Origin of the sequence: Bacteroides clarus (genome assembly GCF_015555825.1) — a bacterium.
GTDB lineage: Bacteria > Bacteroidota > Bacteroidia > Bacteroidales > Bacteroidaceae > Bacteroides > Bacteroides clarus.
Genome location: NZ_JADNLF010000002.1, coordinates 25,401 through 45,376, shown reverse-complemented (window position 1 = coordinate 45,376; position 19,976 = coordinate 25,401). Strand labels below are relative to the sequence as shown.

17 protein-coding genes and 1 tRNA gene are annotated in these 19,976 nt (G+C 47.0%); 3 read left to right on the top strand and 15 right to left on the bottom strand.

Annotated features, from left to right (window positions below; all coding sequences use genetic code 11):
- Positions 1 to 111 precede the first annotated feature (111 nt).
- Positions 112 to 471: a translation initiation factor gene (locus tag I2F54_RS02825; protein WP_087412878.1), complete on the top strand. Its 360-nt coding sequence runs from the start codon at positions 112 to 114 to the stop codon at positions 469 to 471.
- 90 nt (positions 472 to 561) lie between these two features.
- Here I2F54_RS02825 and tsf read toward each other — a convergent pair whose 3' ends face one another.
- From tsf to carB, 12 genes are all read right to left on the bottom strand, one after another.
- Positions 562 to 1,554: a translation elongation factor Ts gene (tsf, locus tag I2F54_RS02820; RefSeq protein ID WP_009122792.1), complete on the bottom strand. Its 993-nt coding sequence runs from the start codon at positions 1,552 to 1,554 to the stop codon at positions 562 to 564.
- A 128-nt stretch (positions 1,555 to 1,682) separates the two neighbouring features.
- The gene (gene rpsB / locus I2F54_RS02815) at positions 1,683 to 2,519 is read right to left on the bottom strand and encodes a 30S ribosomal protein S2 (protein WP_005658322.1); all 837 of its coding nucleotides are present in this window, start codon (positions 2,517 to 2,519) and stop codon (positions 1,683 to 1,685) included.
- A gap of 177 nt (positions 2,520 to 2,696) precedes the next feature.
- The gene (rpsI, locus tag I2F54_RS02810; protein WP_004288304.1) at positions 2,697 to 3,083 is read right to left on the bottom strand and encodes a 30S ribosomal protein S9; all 387 of its coding nucleotides are present in this window, start codon (positions 3,081 to 3,083) and stop codon (positions 2,697 to 2,699) included.
- Positions 3,084 to 3,089: 6 nt separating this feature from the next.
- On the bottom strand, positions 3,090 to 3,551 hold the full coding sequence (rplM, locus tag I2F54_RS02805; RefSeq protein ID WP_195500473.1) for a 50S ribosomal protein L13: 462 nt from the start codon (positions 3,549 to 3,551) through the stop codon (positions 3,090 to 3,092).
- 337 nt (positions 3,552 to 3,888) lie between these two features.
- Positions 3,889 to 4,380 carry a DUF4488 domain-containing protein gene (locus I2F54_RS02800; protein WP_009122795.1) on the bottom strand — a complete coding sequence of 164 codons (492 nt, stop codon included), beginning with the start codon at positions 4,378 to 4,380 and terminating at the stop codon, positions 3,889 to 3,891.
- 156 nt (positions 4,381 to 4,536) lie between these two features.
- Positions 4,537 to 5,940: an asparagine--tRNA ligase gene (asnS, locus tag I2F54_RS02795; RefSeq protein WP_009122796.1), complete on the bottom strand. Its 1,404-nt coding sequence runs from the start codon at positions 5,938 to 5,940 to the stop codon at positions 4,537 to 4,539.
- Positions 5,941 to 5,969: 29 nt separating this feature from the next.
- Positions 5,970 to 7,436 carry a pseudouridine synthase gene (locus tag I2F54_RS02790; protein ID WP_195500472.1) on the bottom strand — a complete coding sequence of 489 codons (1,467 nt, stop codon included), beginning with the start codon at positions 7,434 to 7,436 and terminating at the stop codon, positions 5,970 to 5,972.
- Positions 7,437 to 7,576: 140 nt separating this feature from the next.
- Positions 7,577 to 8,923: an adenylosuccinate lyase gene (gene purB, locus I2F54_RS02785; RefSeq protein ID WP_195500471.1), complete on the bottom strand. Its 1,347-nt coding sequence runs from the start codon at positions 8,921 to 8,923 to the stop codon at positions 7,577 to 7,579.
- 155 nt (positions 8,924 to 9,078) lie between these two features.
- Positions 9,079 to 9,153: transfer RNA gene (locus I2F54_RS02780), tRNA-Val, on the bottom strand.
- A 130-nt stretch (positions 9,154 to 9,283) separates the two neighbouring features.
- Positions 9,284 to 9,844 carry a sugar O-acetyltransferase gene (locus I2F54_RS02775; RefSeq protein WP_195500470.1) on the bottom strand — a complete coding sequence of 187 codons (561 nt, stop codon included), beginning with the start codon at positions 9,842 to 9,844 and terminating at the stop codon, positions 9,284 to 9,286.
- A gap of 34 nt (positions 9,845 to 9,878) precedes the next feature.
- The gene (locus I2F54_RS02770; RefSeq protein WP_195500469.1) at positions 9,879 to 10,511 is read right to left on the bottom strand and encodes an HAD family hydrolase; all 633 of its coding nucleotides are present in this window, start codon (positions 10,509 to 10,511) and stop codon (positions 9,879 to 9,881) included.
- Positions 10,512 to 10,655: 144 nt separating this feature from the next.
- The gene (carB, locus tag I2F54_RS02765; protein WP_039951031.1) at positions 10,656 to 13,883 is read right to left on the bottom strand and encodes a carbamoyl-phosphate synthase (glutamine-hydrolyzing) large subunit; all 3,228 of its coding nucleotides are present in this window, start codon (positions 13,881 to 13,883) and stop codon (positions 10,656 to 10,658) included.
- Between the two features lie 427 nt (positions 13,884 to 14,310).
- Between carB and I2F54_RS02760 the strand changes: the two genes are divergently transcribed.
- Together I2F54_RS02760 and trpS are read left to right on the top strand one after the other, a co-directional pair.
- A complete protein-coding gene (locus I2F54_RS02760) occupies positions 14,311 to 14,937 on the top strand; it encodes an HU family DNA-binding protein (protein WP_009122803.1) in 627 nt (208 codons plus the stop codon).
- A gap of 203 nt (positions 14,938 to 15,140) precedes the next feature.
- Complete coding sequence (trpS, locus tag I2F54_RS02755) at positions 15,141 to 16,235, top strand: tryptophan--tRNA ligase (RefSeq protein ID WP_195500468.1); 1,095 nt, start codon at positions 15,141 to 15,143, stop codon at positions 16,233 to 16,235.
- A gap of 67 nt (positions 16,236 to 16,302) precedes the next feature.
- Here the strand turns inward: trpS and I2F54_RS02750 are convergent, their stop codons facing one another.
- The 3 genes from I2F54_RS02750 to I2F54_RS02740 all read right to left on the bottom strand — a co-directional run bounded on the left by I2F54_RS02750 (position 16,303) and on the right by I2F54_RS02740 (position 19,976).
- A complete protein-coding gene (locus I2F54_RS02750; RefSeq protein ID WP_087426948.1) occupies positions 16,303 to 17,493 on the bottom strand; it encodes an OmpA family protein in 1,191 nt (396 codons plus the stop codon).
- Positions 17,494 to 17,743: 250 nt separating this feature from the next.
- The gene (mutL, locus tag I2F54_RS02745) at positions 17,744 to 19,639 is read right to left on the bottom strand and encodes a DNA mismatch repair endonuclease MutL (protein WP_195500467.1); all 1,896 of its coding nucleotides are present in this window, start codon (positions 19,637 to 19,639) and stop codon (positions 17,744 to 17,746) included.
- 46 nt (positions 19,640 to 19,685) lie between these two features.
- Positions 19,686 to 19,976 carry a hypothetical protein gene (locus I2F54_RS02740; protein ID WP_022219432.1) on the bottom strand — a complete coding sequence of 97 codons (291 nt, stop codon included), beginning with the start codon at positions 19,974 to 19,976 and terminating at the stop codon, positions 19,686 to 19,688.

Here is a 19,976-nt window from a genome sequence, read left to right as displayed (position 1 = left end):
CTATAACATATCTATGACAAAAGGTTAACATTATTTCTACCTATGATTGCAAACTTCCCTATAAAACCGTATTTTTGAACTCCTTTTCACAGACAATTAAAATAGATATATATGGCTAAGAATCCAAAAGACAACGACTGGAAAGACAGACTGAACGTGGTGTACTCCACCAACCCCGACTTCAATTACGAAATGGATGATGAAGAAGAGCAAGCCACTCTCCAACCTTCCCAACAGCGTCTGCGCGTACAATTGGACCGCAAGAACCGGGGTGGTAAAGTCGTAACTCTCATTACCGGATTTGTCGGTACGGAAGATGATTTGAAAGAATTGGGCAAGTTCCTTAAAAGTAAATGCGGCGTGGGCGGAAGCGCCAAAGACGGAGAAGTCATTGTACAAGGAGACTTTAAACAAAAAGTGCTGGAATTACTGAAGAAAGAGGGATATACACAAACCAAGCCGGTGGGGTAACCTGCTTCCGCTTTAAAAACATAATAAATAAAAACGGCCGCTATGGATATTTCCATGCGACCGTTTCTATTTATTTCTATTCGTACAGAATTATTCAGCACGCAAAGTGAAACGCTTGAAGTCGACGATCTTCAGTTCGGGATCAGCTTCTTTCAGCACTTCTCTTACTGTCTTCTTAGCATCCATGATGTCTTCCTGGTTCAGCAAGCAAACTTCTTTCAAGAATTTACCCAGACGACCCTTAGCGATGTTCTGAATCATCTGTTCGGGCAAGTTAGCAGCCTTTTCAGCGGAAACGGTAGCGATGATTTCTTTAGCTTTTGCCACGTCTTCAGCTGTAATCCAGCCCTTAGCCATGTTGCTTTCCATGTGGTCTTCGCTGTCTACATGAGCCGGGTTGATATTCGCTTTCTTCAAAGCAGCCTCAACAGCCTTCTGTACTTGTTCAGCTTTTGTTTTCTCGATGGCAACATCGATTTCTTTCTGCTTAACTTCCTCAGATACGCCGTCTTCATCGATAGCCAACGGATTCATAGCGGCAATCTGCATAGCTACTTGCTTAGCCAACTGCTCGTTTACTTCCTTGTTGAAAGCAACGATTGTACAAAGACCGTTTCTGTTCATGTGGTTGTACACAACAGTGGTTGTACCCTCTACGGTCAGATAACCGTCGAGTTCCATTTTCTCGCCTGTAATACCGCTACGGTCTGTTACAGCATCCTGTACGGTACCGTTACCCATCGGCAACGCTTTCACTTCATCCAAAGTCTTGCACTTGTTGGCGACAGCGAGATCAAGGATATCCTGAGTCAGTTTCACGAAGTCAGCATTCTGAGCAACGAAATCGGTTTCGCACTTCAAAGCGATGATAACCGCAAAGTCACCGGTAGTCTTAGCCAAAACGCAACCTTCAGAAGCTTCACGGTCTGAACGCTTAGCGGCAACAGCCTGTCCCTTCTTACGGATAATTTCCATTGCCTTGTCGAAATCGCCTTCAGCATCATTCAATGCATTCTTGCAATCCATCATACCAGCGCCGGTCATTTTACGGAGCTTGGTTATATCAGCCATACTTACAGCCATAATATCTTTCCTTTATATTTTAGTTAATAAATATCGTTCTAAAAAGCGAAAAAGAGCTGAGAATAGAGAATTGAGAATTGCCGTAAAGTAACTCTCAACTTTCAATTCTCAACTCTCGGTTCTATGATTTAAGCCTCTTCGTCTTCCTTGATGAAAGCGGCAGCTTTGGCTGCGTTGATTGCTTCCTCGTCAGACTTGTCGAGTCTTGCTTTTGTAGCTTTCTTCTTGCCTTTGTTGGCAGGAGCTTCGCCGGCGGCTTCCATATCTACCTTTTCAGCCTTACGTTCTTCCAAACCTTCCTGCATAGCGGCGCAGCAAGCATCCAAGATAACTTCTACCGACTTGGTAGCGTCATCATTTGCCGGAATAACGAAGTCGATGTTTGTAGGATCGGAGTTGGTATCAACGATACCGAATACCGGAATACCCAAACGGTTAGCTTCGCGAACTGCAATATTCTCTTTCATTACGTCGATAACGAACAAAGCGGACGGCAGACGAGTCAGGTCGGCGATAGAGCCCAAAGTCTTGTCCAACTTAGCGCGTTGACGGGAGATTTGCAGAATTTCTCTCTTAGAGAGGTTAGAATAAGTACCATCGTTAGTCAACTTATCGATAGTAGCCATCTTCTTCACAGCCTTACGGATTGTCGGGAAGTTAGTCAACATACCACCCGGCCAGCGCTCGATTACATAAGGCATATTTACAGATGCAGCCTTGTCGGCAACCACCTGCTTAGCTTGTTTTTTAGTAGCAACAAACAGGACTTTCTTTCCTGATTTAGCGATTTGCTTCAAAGCTTCAGCAGCTTCGTCAATTTTAGCAACCGTCTTGTTGAGGTCAATGATATGAATACCATTGCGCTCCATGAAGATATAAGGAGCCATTGCAGGGTTCCACTTTCTTTTCAAGTGACCGAAGTGACAACCGGCTTCCAATAATGTATCAAAATTTGTTCTTGACATTTTGTTTTAATCTTTAAATCGTTTACTTTCTTTTTTGTTTTTTCTAAACCAACCGCCGGGTAGCCTATCCAGATGAAGAGTCCCGGTAGTTTAGATACTAAACGCTTTTTCAGTTGAGAGTTGAGAGGTGAAAGTCGAGAATTAAGCAACTTGTCCGCCCCAACCGTTCTCCAACTCTTAACGTTTACTGAACTGGAATCTACGACGAGCTTTCGGCTGTCCCGGTTTCTTACGTTCAACAGAACGGGGATCGCGGGTCATGAAGCCTTCAGCGCGGAGAGCAGCCTTGTCTTCAGCATTGATTTTCACCAGCGCGCGAGCGATTGCAAGACGCAATGCCTGAGACTGACCGGTAAAACCGCCACCGCAGAGGTTTACTTTGATGTCGTACTTTTCAGCAACACCCAGTTTGTTCAACGGTTGTTTCACTACATACTGAAGAATGCTTGATGGAAAGTACTCTGCGAGGTCTCTCTTGTTAATAGTAATCTTTCCAGTACCTTCGCTTACGAAAATACGTGCAATTGCACTTTTACGTCTGCCTAATGCATTTACTACTTCCATTATCTCTTATTTAAGTGCGTTAATATCAATCATTTTCGGGCCCTGAGCTTCATGTTTGTGCTCGCTGCCTGCATAAACGTACATATTGCCCAGCAATTGAGCACCCAGTTTATTCTTAGGCAACATACCCTTTACTACTTTTCTCAGCAACTTGTCATCACCGTTCGGTTTTGCCTGCAAACGAGCAGGAGTGATTTCTCTCTGACCGCCGGGATAGCCTGTATATGACAGATATACCTTGTCATTCCATTTGTTACCGGTTAATTTTACTTTGTCGGCGTTGATAATGATTACATTATCGCCACAATCTACGTGAGGAGTAAAGTTTGGTTTATACTTTCCTCTCAACAGTTTCGCAACTTTCGCGCCCAGACGACCCAATACTTGATCCGTAGCGTCAACAATGACCCATTCTTTAGTCACTGTAGCTTTGTTTGCAGAAATGGTCTTGTAACTTAAAGTATCCACTCTTAATTGTTTTTTTAAATGTTACTACTAAATGTTTTGCTTCACCACGAATTAACCGCCTCGGACAAAGGGAGATTAACTCGCTATGAATTAAATGCTTATCCTTATGAGATAATAATCGGCTTGCAAAGGTACGGATTTTCTTATAACTGGCAAACGTTTTCTTCTTTTTTTTAAATTGCACTTGGCTGATATACAACAAAAAGAAATTATCTTCCGAAGAAATAAAAATATCCCCGGAAGATAATTTCAAAAGTTCCCGCCCGCGCATGCAAACACCTGTAAACAGGATATTCCCGGATTTGCGCAAGGGGTATGAAATGGCATTTGTTTTCTGTTACCGGACAATGTCCTCCGGAAATGCGGATGGCATATTTACCCGTTTCCAGGTTTCATGAAACCATGTATTCAGTTCATTTCCGTTTAAATCTTTTGCGATAAAATATTTCAGATACATCACACCGCCCTCACCCATTTCAAATTCAAGGATATTATCCTTATTATCCAACATAGGCAGATGGATGTTCTTCTCGATGCTTTCCTTATAGGCCGTGCCCGATATTTGCCGATAGGTGCCATACCCCGTAATAATGGCGTCCGCACCGGGTCGTATCGTGAAATTAACAATACGGCCGTCATCGCTCAGCACCTTAAATGTATTGCTCGGCTTCAATATTCCGGGAATATCCGGATTTTCGGACACATAATGACACAACTGCCAAATACCTTCCAGATGCGCCGGCTCGAAAACAGCCTTATCCTGCGCCCGGACTCCTGTTACCGCAAGCAGCACCGCCGCCAGCATGGTAAAGAAATAACTCTTTTTCATATTCGTATGATATTGGTTAACGCTATGTCATTCCTGTTGACACAAATATAAAGATTTATTTTGAGAAAATAACAGTTTATCGCATAAAAAAGCCCGCATAAACCAAAGTTTATGCGGGCTTATCCGTTAAAGATATTCTATTCCGTTCTCCATCGATTAGAACTCCGCATTGCGCGGAGTACGCGGGAACGGTATCACGTCACGAATATTAGTCATACCGGTTACGAACAGCAACAGACGCTCAAAGCCTAATCCGAAACCTGAGTGCGGACACGTACCGAACTTACGGGTATCAAGATACCACCACATATCTTTCATCGGGATATGAAGCTCCTCGATACGGTTCATCAGTTTAGCGTAGTCGGACTCACGCTCGGAACCTCCGATAATCTCGCCAATCTTCGGGAAGAGTACGTCCATGGCACGTACCGTTTTACCGTCGTCGTTCTGTTTCATATAGAACGCCTTGATTTCTTTCGGATAATCCGTCAGGATAACCGGACGCTTGAAGTGCTCTTCCACCAAATAACGCTCGTGTTCGGAAGCCAGGTCGACGCCCCAGTATACGGGGAACTCGAACTTATGTCCCTTCGCTACGGCTTCTTCCAGAATCTTGATACCTTCCGTATAAGGCAGACGAACGAAGCTTTCTTTCAGAACACCCTGCAGACGTTCTACCAAGCCCTTGTCAAACATATCGTTCAAGAACTTCACGTCATCGGCGCAGTTATCCAAAGCCCACTGTACGCAGAACTTGATGAATTCTTCCGCCAAGTCCATGTTATCGGCAATGTCGTTGAACGCGACTTCCGGCTCAACCATCCAGAACTCCGCCAAGTGACGGGGAGTATTGGAGTTTTCGGCGCGGAACGTAGGTCCGAACGTATAGATAGCGCCCAATGCCGTAGCGGCGAGCTCACCTTCCAACTGGCCGGAAACCGTCAGGCTGGCCTGTTTGCCGAAGAAATCGTCATCGTAGATAATGGAACCGTTTTCATCTTTCTTCAAATCATACAGGTTCATCGTAGTAACCTGGAACATCTGTCCGGCGCCTTCACAGTCAGAACCCGTAATGATAGGCGTATGGAAATAGAAGAACCCTTTCTTATGGAAGAACTCATGAATGGCGATAGCCATATTGTGACGAATGCGGAACACAGCGCCGAACGTATTCGTACGCGGACGCAGATGGGCTATCTCACGAAGGAACTCCATAGAGTGTCCCTTTTTCTGCAAAGGATATGTATTGTCGCAAGTTCCCAACACTTCGATTTCACGAGCCTGGATTTCGGCTTTCTGACCGGAGCCTACCGATTCCGTCAGCACGCCGTTCACGCTCAAACAAGCGCCTGTGGTAATATCTTTCAGCATCTCCTCATCGAAGTTCGCCAAATCCACCACAATCTGCACATTATTTATTGTAGAACCATCGTTCAGCGCGATAAAATTAACTTGCTTACTACCTCTGCGGGTACGAACCCAGCCTTTCACGTTGACCATAGCGCCAAAATCCTCGCGCTTCAACAGGTCAACAATCTTTGTTCTACTAATTTTTTCCATAAAACAGTTATTATACCTTATTATATATATTATTCGAAAGAGCCCATACGCAGGAAGTTTACCTCCGGTTCAGTGAGGTAACGCCACTCGCCGCGACGCAAGCCTTTCTTGGTTAAGCCGGCAAAGAATACACGGTCCAGTTTCACAACCTTATATCCCAGCGATTCGAAAATACGACGCACGATACGGTTCTTACCGGAGTGGATTTCTATGCCCACCTCATCTTTTTTGAATTCATCAGTGTAACTGATAGCATCCGCCTGGATTTCACCGTCATCCAACTGAATACCGGCCGCAATCTGCTCCATATCGGCTTTAGTCAGATTCTTATCCAAGTGCACATGATATATTTTCTTTTTCAGATACTTGGGATGAGTCAGCTTGGAAGCCAGGTCACCGTCGTTCGTCAGCAACAATACTCCTGTAGTATTACGGTCCAGACGACCTACCGGATAGATACGTTCGTCGCAAGCGCCTTTCACCAAATCCATTACAGTACGACGCGCCTGCGGATCATCGGAAGTTGTCACCGTATCTTTCGGCTTGTTCAACAGAACATATATCTTACGTTCGATGCTGACCGTCTGATCGTGGAACTTCACTTCATCGCCACGCTTAATCTTAGTACCCAATTCCGTAACCACCTCTCCGTTTACAGACACTACACCGGCTGTAATAAACTCATCCGCTTCACGACGTGAGCACACACCGGCATTAGCCAGGAACTTATTCAGACGAATCGGTTCGTTCGGGTCGACAAACTGTTCCTTATACTCTATCTGTTTCTTCTTGCTGTACTTGGCATTGGGATCGTAATCCCCCGTACGGCGAATCGGACGGCTGTAACTATCCCTGTTGCCATAAGGGCGTTGAGGACGGTCGCCATTCGAGTTATAGCGCGGACGGAAAGGACGGTCGCCACCGGCATTGTTACCGTAAGGACGCTGAGGACGGTCGCCGCCTTCGCTGTTATAACGGGGACGGTAAGGACGGTCACCACCGGCATTGTTGCCGTAAGGACGCTGAGAACGGTCACTACCTTCGCTGTTATAACGGGGACGGTAAGGACGGTCACCACCGGCATTATTGCCGTAAGGACGTTGGGGACGGTCGCCGCCTTCGCTGTTATAGCGGGGACGGTAAGGACGGTCACCGCCGGCATTATTACCGTAAGAGCGTTGGGGGCGGTCGCCGCCTTCACTGTTATAGCGGGGACGGTAAGGACGGTCGGTATTATAAGAACGCTGAGGGCGGTCGCCATTCTCCGCATTCGGATTAAAACGCGGACGGTAAGGGCGGTCACTGCCGTAAGAGCGTTGCGGACGATCGCCGTTTTCACCATTAAATTTCGGACGATAAGGGCGGTCCCCATTTTCACGGTTATAAGACGGGCGGCTATAGCTTCCCTCTCTGTTAAATTGGTTACCATCACGGCCGGCGCCTGAGTTCTCCTCTGAGGAAGAAGCATCACGCCAAGTTTCATTTTCTGTACTCATTGTTTTTTTATTCGAATAAAATTAAACCTACTGGCCTCACGGCCATTCTTTCTTTATCTCTGATTACCTTTTCTTTTATTTTAGCTTATAAACAAATTCCGGATTAAAAAGTTGAATATTCCGGACTCTCTTGTCGCTTCTTAAAGCCCCGTATATGTATGGGGAGTAATTGCACGTAATTCTTTCTTTATCTCTTCGCTTACATTCAATTCTTCGATGAATTCTTTGATAGAACTCTCCGTGATAGCCTGATTGGTACGCGTCAACGCTTTCAGCGCCTCGTAAGGATGCGGATAGGCCTCACGGCGCAGGATTGTCTGGATGGCCTCGGCCACAACACTCCAGCAGTTATCCAAATCGCGGTAAATAGCCGTTTCGTTCAACAGCAGCTTCCGCAATCCTTTCAATGAACTCTGAATGGCAATTACGATATGCCCGAACGGAACACCCACGTTACGCAATACGGTAGAGTCCGTCAGGTCGCGCTGCAGACGTGACACCGGCAACTTCACGGCCAGATGCTCCAGAATAGCGTTCGCTATCCCCAGATTACCTTCGGCATTCTCAAAGTCAATCGGATTTACCTTATGCGGCATTGCGCTCGAACCGACCTCGCCCGCCTTAATCTTCTGCTTGAAGTATTCCATGGAGATATACTGCCAGAAGTCACGGTTCATATCAATCATCACCGTATTAATGCGCTTCATCGCATCGAAGACAGCGGACAGATTATCATAATTGGAAATCTGGGTCGTATACTCCTCACGCTCCAATCCCAGCTTCTCCGCAACAAACTTATTACCGAAAGCCTTCCAGTCATATTCCGGATAAGCCACATGATGCGCATTGTAATTTCCCGTAGCACCGCCAAACTTGGCGGTAACCGGGCAAGCCTTCAATGCAGCCAGCTGGCGTTCCAAACGGTATACAAACACCATTACCTCTTTTCCCAAACGAGTAGGAGAAGCCGGCTGTCCGTGTGTCTTGGCAAGCATAGGAATGTTCGCCCACTCTTCCGCATAAGTACGGAGTTGCGCTATCAGTTCCTCTATCTGAGGGTAATACACCTGCTCCAATGCCTCTTTGACAGACAAAGGAATAGAAGTATTGTTGATATCCTGTGAAGTCAGTCCGAAGTGGATAAACTCTTTATAGTCGTCCATTCCGCCCAGCTTATCAAATTCTTCTTTCAAAAAATATTCAACAGCCTTCACGTCATGGTTAGTCACGCTTTCAATATCCTTAATACGTCCGGCATCGGCTTCTGAAAAATTGCGGTAAATGTTTCTCAATGTTTCGAACACACCCTTATCCACCCCTTTCAACTGGGGTAAAGGCAGTTCACACAAGGTTATAAAATATTCCACTTCAACCTGTACACGGTATTTTATCAGTGCGAATTCTGAGAAATAGGCGGCCAAAGCATCCGTCTTGCCCCTGTATCGACCGTCAATCGGAGAGATTGCGGTAAGTAAATCAAGTTCCATACGTCGTATTTATGATAATTATCGGGCTGCAAAATTACGGCTTTTTTCCGAGTAATAAGGTATAAAGAAGAAATAAATTACAAAAATGAAGTCGCAGGACAAAAAAATAGCTTTGCATATATCATGCAAAGCTATTTTCAATAAAAACTACACTGTGGGCGTTGACGGATTCGAACCGCCGACCCTCTGCTTGTAAGGCAGATGCTCTGAACCAGCTGAGCTAAACGCCCGTACACTTCCGTTTCAAAAGCGATGCAAAGGTACAGCTTATTTTGAAACTACCAAAACTTTCGCCATCTATTTTGCAAGTTTTTTTTCACACAATACCGACTGTTATTGAAATTCAAGCAATTAGCCTCATCACTTTTTTACTTCATTTTTTCGGATTACCCTTGCCGGATTCCCAACGGCTACACAATCGGACGGAATATCTTTTGTCACTACACTCCCCGCACCTATAATGCAACGGTCGCCAATGGTTACCCCGGGACAAATAACAGCGCCGCCGCCAATCCAGCAATCTTCACCTATCGTCACCGGATAGGCGTGTTCCTGCTCCACACGCCGTTCCAGATAATCAAACGGATGCTGAGGGGTGTAAATCTGCACACAAGGTCCTATCAGCGTATACGCTCCGACAGTGATGTAACCACCGTCCAGGAAAGTACAATTGGAATTGATAAAGACATGTTCCCCAAGACGGATACCGTCACCATGGTCGCAACAGAAAGGCGGCCAAATAGTGGCGGAAGCAGGAATACCGGGTATCAATTCTTCCAATACGCTCCGGCATTCTTCATCATAACCGCTCGTGGCATTCAGTCTCAGCAACAGTTTTTTCGCACGTTTAAAACGCTCCTGAATTTCCGGAGAAGCAGTATTCGCCAATTGCGAGCTTCTCATTTTATCTACCTCACTCATATTCTTATCCTAATTGCTTTTCATTGCAAATATACTACAAACCATTACATGTATGCAACAACGCTGTCAGCCTTTCCATCCAATCTTCATCGGGAGCTACATGCAACCCGCGTATGCCAAGCGCTTCCGCAGCCCTGATATTCTTTAAGCTGTCATCTACGAATATCGTTTCTTCGGCTTTCATACCATCAGCGGCCAACGCTTTAAGAAAAATATCAGGTTCAGGCTTGTAAGCCCGCATTTCATAACTGCAAAACAGTGTATCGAAGTAATCGCTTATCGGTCTGTGTTCGTCACTGAACTTATCGCTACGGGTAAAAGCCATAATAAACGGGTTGGTATTACTAAGCAGGCAGACATGGTATTCAACCCTCAACTTCAACAAGTTATGAAGCCTGTCCACCGGAACATCACGTATAAAGCCCAACCAGCAATGCTGCGCTTCATCCCAACTGACAGACTCGCGTCCGGCAGCCTCAGCCATTCTCCGGCAAAACTCGCCGGCGTCGATTTTTCCCGTTTCCACATCCAGGAAAAAACCTTTCTGGCCATATTCACCCATGTAATCATCCGTATTCACTCCCATCGCCCGAAAACGGCGATAAGCCTCTTCCGAATTCTGGCGGAATATCACACCGCCCATATCAAATAATAGATTCTTTATCATACGCCAATGCCTATTTAAGGAAAAGAGGCTGTACAAAACTCTGATAAACATATCATTCTGTCATCAGCTACGCTCTGCACGACAGAATGATAGTAGGATTCGAGTTTGGTACAACCTCTTTATTACAATAACATACCAACCGGCTTATTTATATTCCTGCCAGCTCTTGATTTGGATATCTTCCATTTTCATCTCACAGAAAGCTTCAATGAAAGCGCCTGCCAGACGGGCATTCGTAATCAACGGAATATTGTGGTCGATAGCGCCGCGGCGAATCTTGTAACCGTTAGTCAGCTCGCGTTTGGAATGATTCTTCGGAATATTTACAATCAGGTCGAACTTATGCTCAGCAATCATTGTCATTACATTATTTTCCGCATCGGCACGTTCATCCGGCCAGAACACGGCTTCGGTGCTTACGCCATGCGCATTGAGGAATGCGGCGGTACCTGCCGTAGCGTAAATCTTATACCCCTTCGCAAAAAGCATGCGGCTGGCATCCAGCAAATCCACTTTCGATTTCATCGCGCCGGAAGAGAACATCACACCCTTTTCAGGACGCGGAATCTTGAAGCCGGTAGCAATCATGGAGTTCAGCAACGCTTCGGAGAAGTCATCACCGATACAGCCCACCTCACCCGTAGAGGACATATCCACACCCAATACAGGGTCTGCGTTGTGCAGGCGGGAGAATGAGAACTGGGAAGCCTTCACGCCGATCCAGTCGATGTCGAACGCCGACTTGTCCGGACGGGAATAAGGAGCATCCAGCATAATCTTCGTGGCAGTTTCGATGAAGTTGCGTTTCAGCACTTTAGACACAAACGGGAAACTACGTGAAGCACGCAGGTTACATTCGATAACTTTCACCTCGTTGTTGCGTGCCAGGAACTGGATGTTGAAAGGACCGGAGATATTGAGCTCTTTTGCAATCTGGCGGCTGATTTTCTTGATACGGCGCGCCGTAGCGAAGTAAATCTTCTGCGCCGGGAATACCAGTGTAGCGTCACCGGAGTGTACACCGGCAAACTCAACATGCTCGGAGATGGCATATTCCACCACCTCGCCGTTTTGAGCAACAGCGTCAAACTCAATTTCTTTCGTATTCTGCAGGAACTGGGAAACCACTACCGGATATTCCTTGGAAACCTCGGCAGCCATTTTCAGGAAGTTCTCCAATTCTTCTTCATCGTAGCATACGTTCATCGCAGCGCCGGAAAGCACATACGACGGACGCACCAATACCGGATAACCCACTTTCTCAACGAAGCCCTTCACGTCTTCCAGACTGGTAAGTTCCTGCCAAGCCGGCTGGTCGATACCGAGCTGGTCGAGCATGGCTGAGAACTTGTTACGGTTCTCCGCACGGTCGATAGAGATAGGAGAAGTACCCAGCACAGGAACAGACTGGCGATGAAGCTTCATAGCCAGATTGTTGGGAATCTGTCCGCCCACGGACACGATTACGCCGCGCGGTTGTTCGAGGTCGATAACATCGAGCACACGTTCGAAAGACAGCTCATCGAAGTACAGGCGGTCGCACATATCATAGTCGGTAGACACTGTTTCGGGGTTATAGTTAATCATGATGGATTTGTAACCCAGCTTGCGCGCAGTCTGGATGGCGTTCACCGAACACCAGTCGAACTCTACGGAAGAACCGATGCGGTAAGCGCCCGAACCCAATACAACCACCGATTTCTCATTCTTATAATAGTTCACATCATATCCCTGTACGGCATACGTCATATAGAGGTAGTTCGTCAGCTCCGGATGTTCGGAAGCGATGGTATTGATGCGTTTCACAGCCGGAAGAATACCCAGCTCCTTACGACGGGCGCGCACCATGAGGTTTTCCTTCTCCATATTGCCTTCCGGGCTCAGCACGAAGCGCGCAATCTGGAAGTCGGAGAAACCGAGCACTTTCGCTTCGCGCAGCACGTCGGCCGGAATGTCTTCCACTTTATCATATTGTGAGAGTTTATTCTTATAGTCCACAATGTTCTTCAGCTTGCCGAGGAACCAGGGATCAATTTTAGTCAGTTCGAAGATACGGTCGATTGTATAGCCTTTTTCCAAAGCCTGGGCGATAGCGAACACACGCAGGTCGGTGGGATGAGACAATTCGTGATCCAAATCATCGAATTCCACATCGTCATTACCTACAAAGCCATGCATGCCCTGACCTATCATACGCAGACCTTTCTGGATAATTTCCTCGAAAGAGCGGCCGATAGACATGATTTCGCCCACCGACTTCATGCTCGAACCGATTTCGCGAGACACACCCGCAAACTTAGTCAAGTCCCAACGGGGAATTTTACAAATCAGGTAATCCAACTGCGGAGCCTCGTAAGCGGAATTAGGAGTACCCATTTCGCCGATTTGGTCGAGCGTATAGCCCAATGCAATCTTGGCGGCAACGAAAGCGAGCGGATAACCGGTGGCTTTGGACGCCAATGCGGAGGAACGGGACAGACGGGCGTTCACCTCGATTACGCGATAGTCGTTGGTCTCGGCGTTGAACGCATACTGGATGTTGCATTCGCCCACGATGCCGAGGTGACGGATACATTTGGTAGAAAGTTCCTGCAACATTTTCACCTGTTCGTCGGTAAGAGAGCAGGTTGGAGCAACCACGATAGACTCACCGGTATGAATGCCCAGCGGGTCGAAGTTTTCCATGCTTGCCACGGTGAAGCAGTGGTCGTTGGCGTCACGGATTACCTCGAATTCGATTTCCTTCCAGCCTTTCAGGGATTCTTCCACCAGAATTTGCTTGGAGAACGTGAAAGAACTTTCAGCCAGCTTGACAAACGCTTCCTCGTCCGGACAGATACCGCTGCCCAAGCCGCCCAAAGCGTATGCCGAACGCACCATTACCGGATAGCCGATTTCGCGGGCAGCCTTCAGGGCGTCTTCCATGCTTTCCACGGCGTGGCTCTTCGGAGTTTTCATAGGAATCTCATCCAGCTTCTTCACAAAGAGGTCGCGGTCTTCCGTATACATGATAGCCTCTACCGAAGTACCCAATACACGTACGCCGTATTTTTGCAAAGTTCCGTTCAGGTAAAGTTCCGTACCGCAGTTCAGCGCAGTCTGTCCGCCGAAAGCCAACAGGATACCGTCCGGCTGCTCTTTCTTAATGATTTCTTCTACGAAATAAGGAGTTACCGGCAAGAAGTAAACTTTATCGGCAATACCTTCCGACGTCTGGATTGTAGCAATATTCGGGTTAACCAATACCGAACCCACACCTTCTTCGCGCAAAGCCTTCAAAGCCTGCGAGCCGGAATAGTCAAACTCCCCGGCCTGACCGATCTTGAGCGCACCTGAGCCCAAGACAAGCACTTTCTTCAAATTCTTTTCCATATTCTCTTGTTGTCTATTAAGTTCATTCTTCACGTTCCGGCACAAAAAAAATGCGTTACCCGAATAAGGATTAACGCATTACCAAAGAACTAAAAATATCGTTTTCGAAAAAAGAGAAACCGACAGCCAGCGAATGAAATTCATTCGAACGTAGGTTGTATGTACTTCTCTTTTCCTGCGGTTGCATAGTTATCTCTAAAATTTTTGCAAAGTAACGACTTATTTACGATTTGAGCAAATTAATCAAAAGAATAAATTTCTTATCCGAAAAGAATAGTTACTTTTGTTGCAACGCAATCTTAGAATTAAACTTTGATTTATAGGAACTAAAGTATCATTTATAAAAACTAAGATTTAATTCTTAAGAACAGAAGTTTAATTCTGAGATTGCGTTGCAACAATACCCACTTTATAATACAAGGAAATCATGTCTGCACAGTATATAATGAAGAAAATGCCCGATATTCATGGAACAGGCGAGGAAATCACCTATCCGCAAATGGTTATGACGGGGCAAACGGGAACTCGCGAACTGGCGGAATACATATCCGCGAAGTGCGCTTTTGCCAAAGGGGTCACCGAAGGGGTGATACTGGAGCTTGGAGAAGCATTGGCGCATGAAATGGCCATGGGACGCTCGGTTAAGATAGAAGGGATAGGCGTATTCTCACCCGCACTTGCCCTGCGTGAGGACAAAGAACGCGAAAAGACCGATGAAAATGCGGTACACCGCAACGCCCAAAGCATCGTTGTGGGCAACATCAACTTCCGGGCCGATAAAAGACTGGTCGGAGAAACCCGCCGGAAATGTCGTTTGGAGCGTGCTCATTGGCGTCCGCGCCGTTCTTCGCAAAAATACGTTCCGGAACAACGTTTGGACATAGCCCGGAAATACCTGGAAGAGAATCCGTACCTCACCGTACGCATCTATTGCCGGCTGACCGGATTACTGAAAAGTTCCGCTACCACGGAATTGCGTAAATGGGCGCATACGCCCGAAAGCGGAATCGGCATCAGCGGCTATGGCAGCCACCGCATATATATAAAGGAATAAGGACAGGGCGGAGCTTTCACCGTTTAATTTTTAAAGCGATGCACTGTATTCGACGAAAATAATGGTATCTTTGCATTCCATTATAACAGACAAGATGTTAAGTATATGTTGAAATTCGGTTTATACCAAGAGTATCTGTCATTCAGACGGTATAAACGAAATCATACGTATTTACTTATAAGAAAAAAATAATAAATACAGATATGGCAAAAGAAAAAATCATCCTCACGGGCGACCGCCCCACAGGACGCCTGCACATCGGACATTATGTAGGCTCGTTGAGACGCAGAGTGGAGTTGCAGAACTCCGGACTGTATGACAAGACATTCGTGTTCATCGCCGATGCGCAAGCATTGACAGACAACATGGAGAATCCTGAAAAAGTACGTCAGAACGTTATCGAGGTAGCCCTCGACTATCTGGCTTGCGGACTGGACCCGGCGAAGAGTACCATCTTCATCCAGTCGCAGATACCGGAACTGTGCGAACTGACTTTCTATTATATGGACCTTGTCACCGTATCGCGCCTGCAACGCAACCCGACGGTAAAGACGGAAATCCAGATGCGCAACTTTGAAACGAGTATTCCGGTAGGGTTCTTCACCTACCCCATCAGCCAGGCCGCGGACATTACAGCGTTCCGCGCCACCACCGTTCCCGTCGGCGAAGACCAGGAACCGATGATTGAACAGGCCCGTGAAATCGTACGCCGCTTCAACTTCATCTACGGCGACACGCTGGTGGAGCCGGAAATCCTTCTGCCGGACAATGCAGCCTGTCTGCGCCTGCCGGGTACGGACGGAAAAGCCAAGATGAGCAAGTCTTTGGGCAACTGTATCTACCTTTCCGATACCGCCGACGAGGTTCAGAAGAAAGTGAAGAGCATGTACACCGACCCCGACCATCTGCGCGTACAAGACCCGGGTAAGATTGAAGGCAATACCGTATTTACTTACCTGGATGCCTTCTGCCGTCCCGAACACTTCGAGCGTTACCTGCCCGACTATCCTTCCTTGGAAGAGCTGAAAGCGCACTATCAACGTGGTGGTTTAGGTGATATGAAAGTGAAAGGTTTCCTCAACAATATCATGCAGGAAACGTTGGAACCGATTCGTAATCGCCGCAAGGAATTCGAGAAAGATATTCCGAGCATCTACGATATGCTGAAGAAAGGCTGTGAAGCGGCACGCGAAACAGCCGCAGCGACATTGGACGACGTGCGTCGAGCCATGAAGATTAACTACTTCGATGACGCGGAACTTATCGCGGAACAGGTAAAGAAATTCAGCGCGGAATAAAGAAAAGCATACAAGAAAGGGCTGTACCCGTCACCGGATACAGCCCTTGTTCTTTTCCTTTTATCTGTTAGTTGGCAGATTTTACTAATACCACACGGTTCAGAATCGGTTGTCCGAACTTGTCGACGCCACCGTCGGCGGAAACTTTCAAGCGGTTGGCAGGAATACCGTAATCCTTTACCAAAACATCTACCACGGCCTGCGCACGTTTCAAACTCAACTCTTTGTTGAACTCAGGAGTACCTGTTGCAGAGTCGGCGTAACCGTTTACCGTATAAGTTGCATTCGGGAACTCTTGCATCTGTTTTGCCAGGTAAGAGATGTTCATAACCTCACGCGGAGACAATTCGGCAGAACCTATCTTGAAGAATACGGTACGCGGCGCGATGTTCGGATCGGTAACGACAACTTCGGTTTCGGTAACTTCTACCGGTCTGTTCTGCGCTGCGGTCAGAGCTGACTCCAACTGTTGGTTGGCGGCAGCCATTTCAGCCATCTGTTGCTGCATGGCAGACAATTCGAGAGCGGAAATCAACTGTGGCATCGGACGGTTGAAACCACGTTTCGGGAAGTGGTAAGTCAAACCGAGCGTAGCACTGAATACGCCGTCATAACCTTTGCCGGCAACTGTTCCGTCGAATTTATCCTCAACACCCATCGCACTGAGCTCCAGATTAATGTCTATCGCATTCGAAATACGGAAGCGGTTGATAATACCTGCGTTTACCGACAGCGCCTGACGGTGAGGCTTTGTATAGTTATGAGTAATACCGGCTCCCAGGTAAGGGATGATTTCGTATACACGGTCCTGGTTGTATCCGCCAAACAGGGCATTCAGGTTGAACATTACGTCACCGTGGAAGTTCATATAGTCAAAGCGTTGCTTGTACGAACCGTTTTCACGTTGGGTACCCTTTACATAATCGGCTAACGGGTCTGTCGTGAAACCTTTTGCCTGAAGGCCGCTATACTGCAAACGCAATCCGAGCCCCGGAGTGAACCATTTACCGACAGAGATATTCATCGTAGGGCTGATACGCTTACCGAAGTCGCCCAACTCCTGATCGTTGTCTCCATACATTACCGATGCACCGCCACCGATAGAGAAGAACCAGTTGCTCCAGAACGGATTTGTGATTACTTGGTACTTATCCTGTACCTGAATAATGTCTACCTGTTCTACAACAACAGGTTTTTGCTGCGCCATAGCGGCAGAAGATACGCCGGCCAAAGCCAGCAACATTAGAATCTTTTTCATATACCTTAAATAGTTAAGTTGGTTAATTAAATTCTTTATCATTCAAACTGATTAATTAACGCCGGCAAGACTAAAAGGTTCTGAAAAAAAGATTTTTTTTGATAGTTGTGGACAAATAATATAAAAAGCAGGCACGGATTATACGGAAAATCAGGGATTTATTTATTGTCACCTGTGAAGTTCCATATAATCCGTGCCCGGAATTTATGCCGACCCTCTATGCTTTATAAAGGGAAAAGTACGCAAATCGTCATTTCAGGAACAGCTTTTCAATGTCCTCTTCCTTGATAGTGGCAAGAACCGTACGCCCGTCAGGCGTATAGTTGGGAGTGGAACAAGCAAACAGGCTGTCCACCAGATTGGACATCTCATCATTGCTCAGCACTTGTCCGTAGACAATGGCTGCCGCACGCGCCAGTGTCAGCGCAAGGATAGTCCGGACTTCTTCCTTAACGTCATTACCTTTCTCCATAGCGGTATGCACCATATTGCGCACCAGCTCCACGGGATTCAGTCCTTCAATACCGGAAGGAATACCGTTGATGGCGTAACTGCCTCCGCCCAAAGGACTGAGGTCGAAGCCTACCGCCGCCAAATCATCCGACAGGCTTTCCAGTACCGCCGCCTCGGAAGCCGGCAACTGAATCATTTCCGGAAACAGCACTCCCTGAGATACCCCTTGTTTCTGGCGAATCTGATTCATATACCGGTCGAATAACACACGTATATGCGCGCGATGCTGGTCTATCAGCATCAAACCGGATTTTACGGAGGTAAGAATAAAGCGTCCCTTGAATTGCAAATGCTGCGCTCCCTTCTCCATCGAAGAAGGCTCACCGGAGTACAACAAAGACGATTGGGAAGATGCCGCAACCGGTTCTGCCACGGCAGAAGCCGTTTCCCCGAAATCAAAAGGCTCTTCCGCCATAACAGGCTCGTTCATCTTGCTCGCTTTCTCCAAGCCGGAGTACAAACCCTCCCATTCCACGCTCTGACGGGAATAATTACCTCCGACACCGTAGGAAGAGGCAGATGAAGTTTTGAAAGGATTGAAGTCCGCATTATAATGCACTTTAGGCGGTTCAATAGGGCGGCTTTGCTCAAATGCCGGAATATCGGGCATACCCTCGGTGTCAAAGTCGATGGACGGTACGGCGTTGAACTTGCCAAGCGATTCTTTAACGGCGGCCGAAAGTATCTGCCAAATAGCCTGTTCATTCTCGAACTTGATTTCCGTCTTCGTAGGATGTATATTCACATCTATGTTGGCAGGGTCGACTTCGAAATAGATGAAATAGGATATTTGCTCCCCTGCGGGAATCAGTTGCTCATAGGCATCCATAACCGCTTTATGGAAATACGGATGGCGCATGTAGCGTCCGTTCACGAAAAAGTACTGATGCGCGCCTTTCTTGCGGGACGTTTCCGGCTTCGCCACAAAACCGGAAACCTTTATCATCGTCGTATCTACATCCACCGAGAGCAGTTGCTGGTTCAGTTTCTTACCGAATACGGCAAGAATACGTTGGCGCAACGGCATGACGGGCAAATTGAACAGCTCCGTATCATTGCTGTACAGATAGAAAGCGACATCGGGATGCACCAAAGCGATACGCTCAAACTCGGTCAGGATATTGCTCAGCTCCGTTGAATTCGCTTTCAGGAATTTACGGCGGGCGGGAATATTGAAGAACAGGTTTTTTACGGAAAAGTTACTGCCCTTAGGACAAGATACGGCTTCCTGGCTTTCGACTTTGGAACCGGCAATCACAAGCCGCGTACCGAGCTCTTCATCAGCCGGACGGGTCTTCAGTTCCACCTCTGCCACCGCGGCAATAGAAGCCAATGCCTCGCCGCGGAAACCCATCGTACGCAAAGCGAACAAATCGGACGCTTCACGTATCTTAGAGGTGGCATGGCGTTCAAAGGACAGACGGGTATCCGTTTCGGACATTCCCTTTCCGTCGTCGATAACCTGAATGCAGGTTTTTCCGGCATCCGTTATCAAAACATGTATTTCTCCGGCTTCCGCATCAATCGCATTTTCTACCAATTCTTTGATGACAGATGCCGGACGCTGAATCACCTCTCCGGCAGCAATCTGGTTCGCAACCGAATCGGGCAGCAAATGAATGATATCGCTCATGATAAGTAGTAAGTATAAAGTATGAAATATAAAGGTACGGAAAAATTCAGATGATACCGTTGGTTATAGCGTACCATAGGTATATCAGCAAAGCTATGATAAGCAGCAGTACTCCCAGATGAACGGGTTTACGCCCGCTTTCCTTGCGACGCTTCAGATGGGTGGTACCCTCAACGAACTTTCCCCGGATATCTTCGGGTGAAAACTCTTTTTCCGGCAACATGCCTAATTCGCGCTTGGCATCTTCTTCCATTTTAGCCAGCTTCTCTTTCCGTTCATCCACATAGATATATGAATGGTGAAAACCTCGCGGCTTACGCATTGTAAACATTCCCAT

Excerpts from the sequence above, each read along its gene's own strand:
- I2F54_RS02760 (WP_009122803.1), top strand. The coding sequence starts at position 14,311 with ATGTCTGCACAGTATATAATGAAGAAAATGCCCGATATTCATGGAACA.
- carB (WP_039951031.1), bottom strand. The coding sequence starts at position 13,883 with ATGGAAAAGAATTTGAAGAAAGTGCTTGTCTTGGGCTCAGGTGCGCTC.
- I2F54_RS02770 (WP_195500469.1), bottom strand. The coding sequence starts at position 10,511 with ATGATAAAGAATCTATTATTTGATATGGGCGGTGTGATATTCCGCCAG.
- trpS (WP_195500468.1), top strand. The coding sequence starts at position 15,141 with ATGGCAAAAGAAAAAATCATCCTCACGGGCGACCGCCCCACAGGACGC.
- tsf (WP_009122792.1), bottom strand. The coding sequence starts at position 1,554 with ATGGCTGTAAGTATGGCTGATATAACCAAGCTCCGTAAAATGACCGGC.
- I2F54_RS02790 (WP_195500472.1), bottom strand. The coding sequence starts at position 7,436 with ATGAGTACAGAAAATGAAACTTGGCGTGATGCTTCTTCCTCAGAGGAG.
- I2F54_RS02775 (WP_195500470.1), bottom strand. The coding sequence starts at position 9,844 with ATGAGTGAGGTAGATAAAATGAGAAGCTCGCAATTGGCGAATACTGCT.
- I2F54_RS02800 (WP_009122795.1), bottom strand. The coding sequence starts at position 4,380 with ATGAAAAAGAGTTATTTCTTTACCATGCTGGCGGCGGTGCTGCTTGCG.
- mutL (WP_195500467.1), bottom strand. The coding sequence starts at position 19,639 with ATGAGCGATATCATTCATTTGCTGCCCGATTCGGTTGCGAACCAGATT.
- I2F54_RS02740 (WP_022219432.1), bottom strand. The coding sequence starts at position 19,976 with ATGGGAATGTTTACAATGCGTAAGCCGCGAGGTTTTCACCATTCATAT.
- asnS (WP_009122796.1), bottom strand. The coding sequence starts at position 5,940 with ATGGAAAAAATTAGTAGAACAAAGATTGTTGACCTGTTGAAGCGCGAG.
- I2F54_RS02825 (WP_087412878.1), top strand. The coding sequence starts at position 112 with ATGGCTAAGAATCCAAAAGACAACGACTGGAAAGACAGACTGAACGTG.
- rpsI (WP_004288304.1), bottom strand. The coding sequence starts at position 3,083 with ATGGAAGTAGTAAATGCATTAGGCAGACGTAAAAGTGCAATTGCACGT.
- I2F54_RS02750 (WP_087426948.1), bottom strand. The coding sequence starts at position 17,493 with ATGAAAAAGATTCTAATGTTGCTGGCTTTGGCCGGCGTATCTTCTGCC.
- rpsB (WP_005658322.1), bottom strand. The coding sequence starts at position 2,519 with ATGTCAAGAACAAATTTTGATACATTATTGGAAGCCGGTTGTCACTTC.
- purB (WP_195500471.1), bottom strand. The coding sequence starts at position 8,923 with ATGGAACTTGATTTACTTACCGCAATCTCTCCGATTGACGGTCGATAC.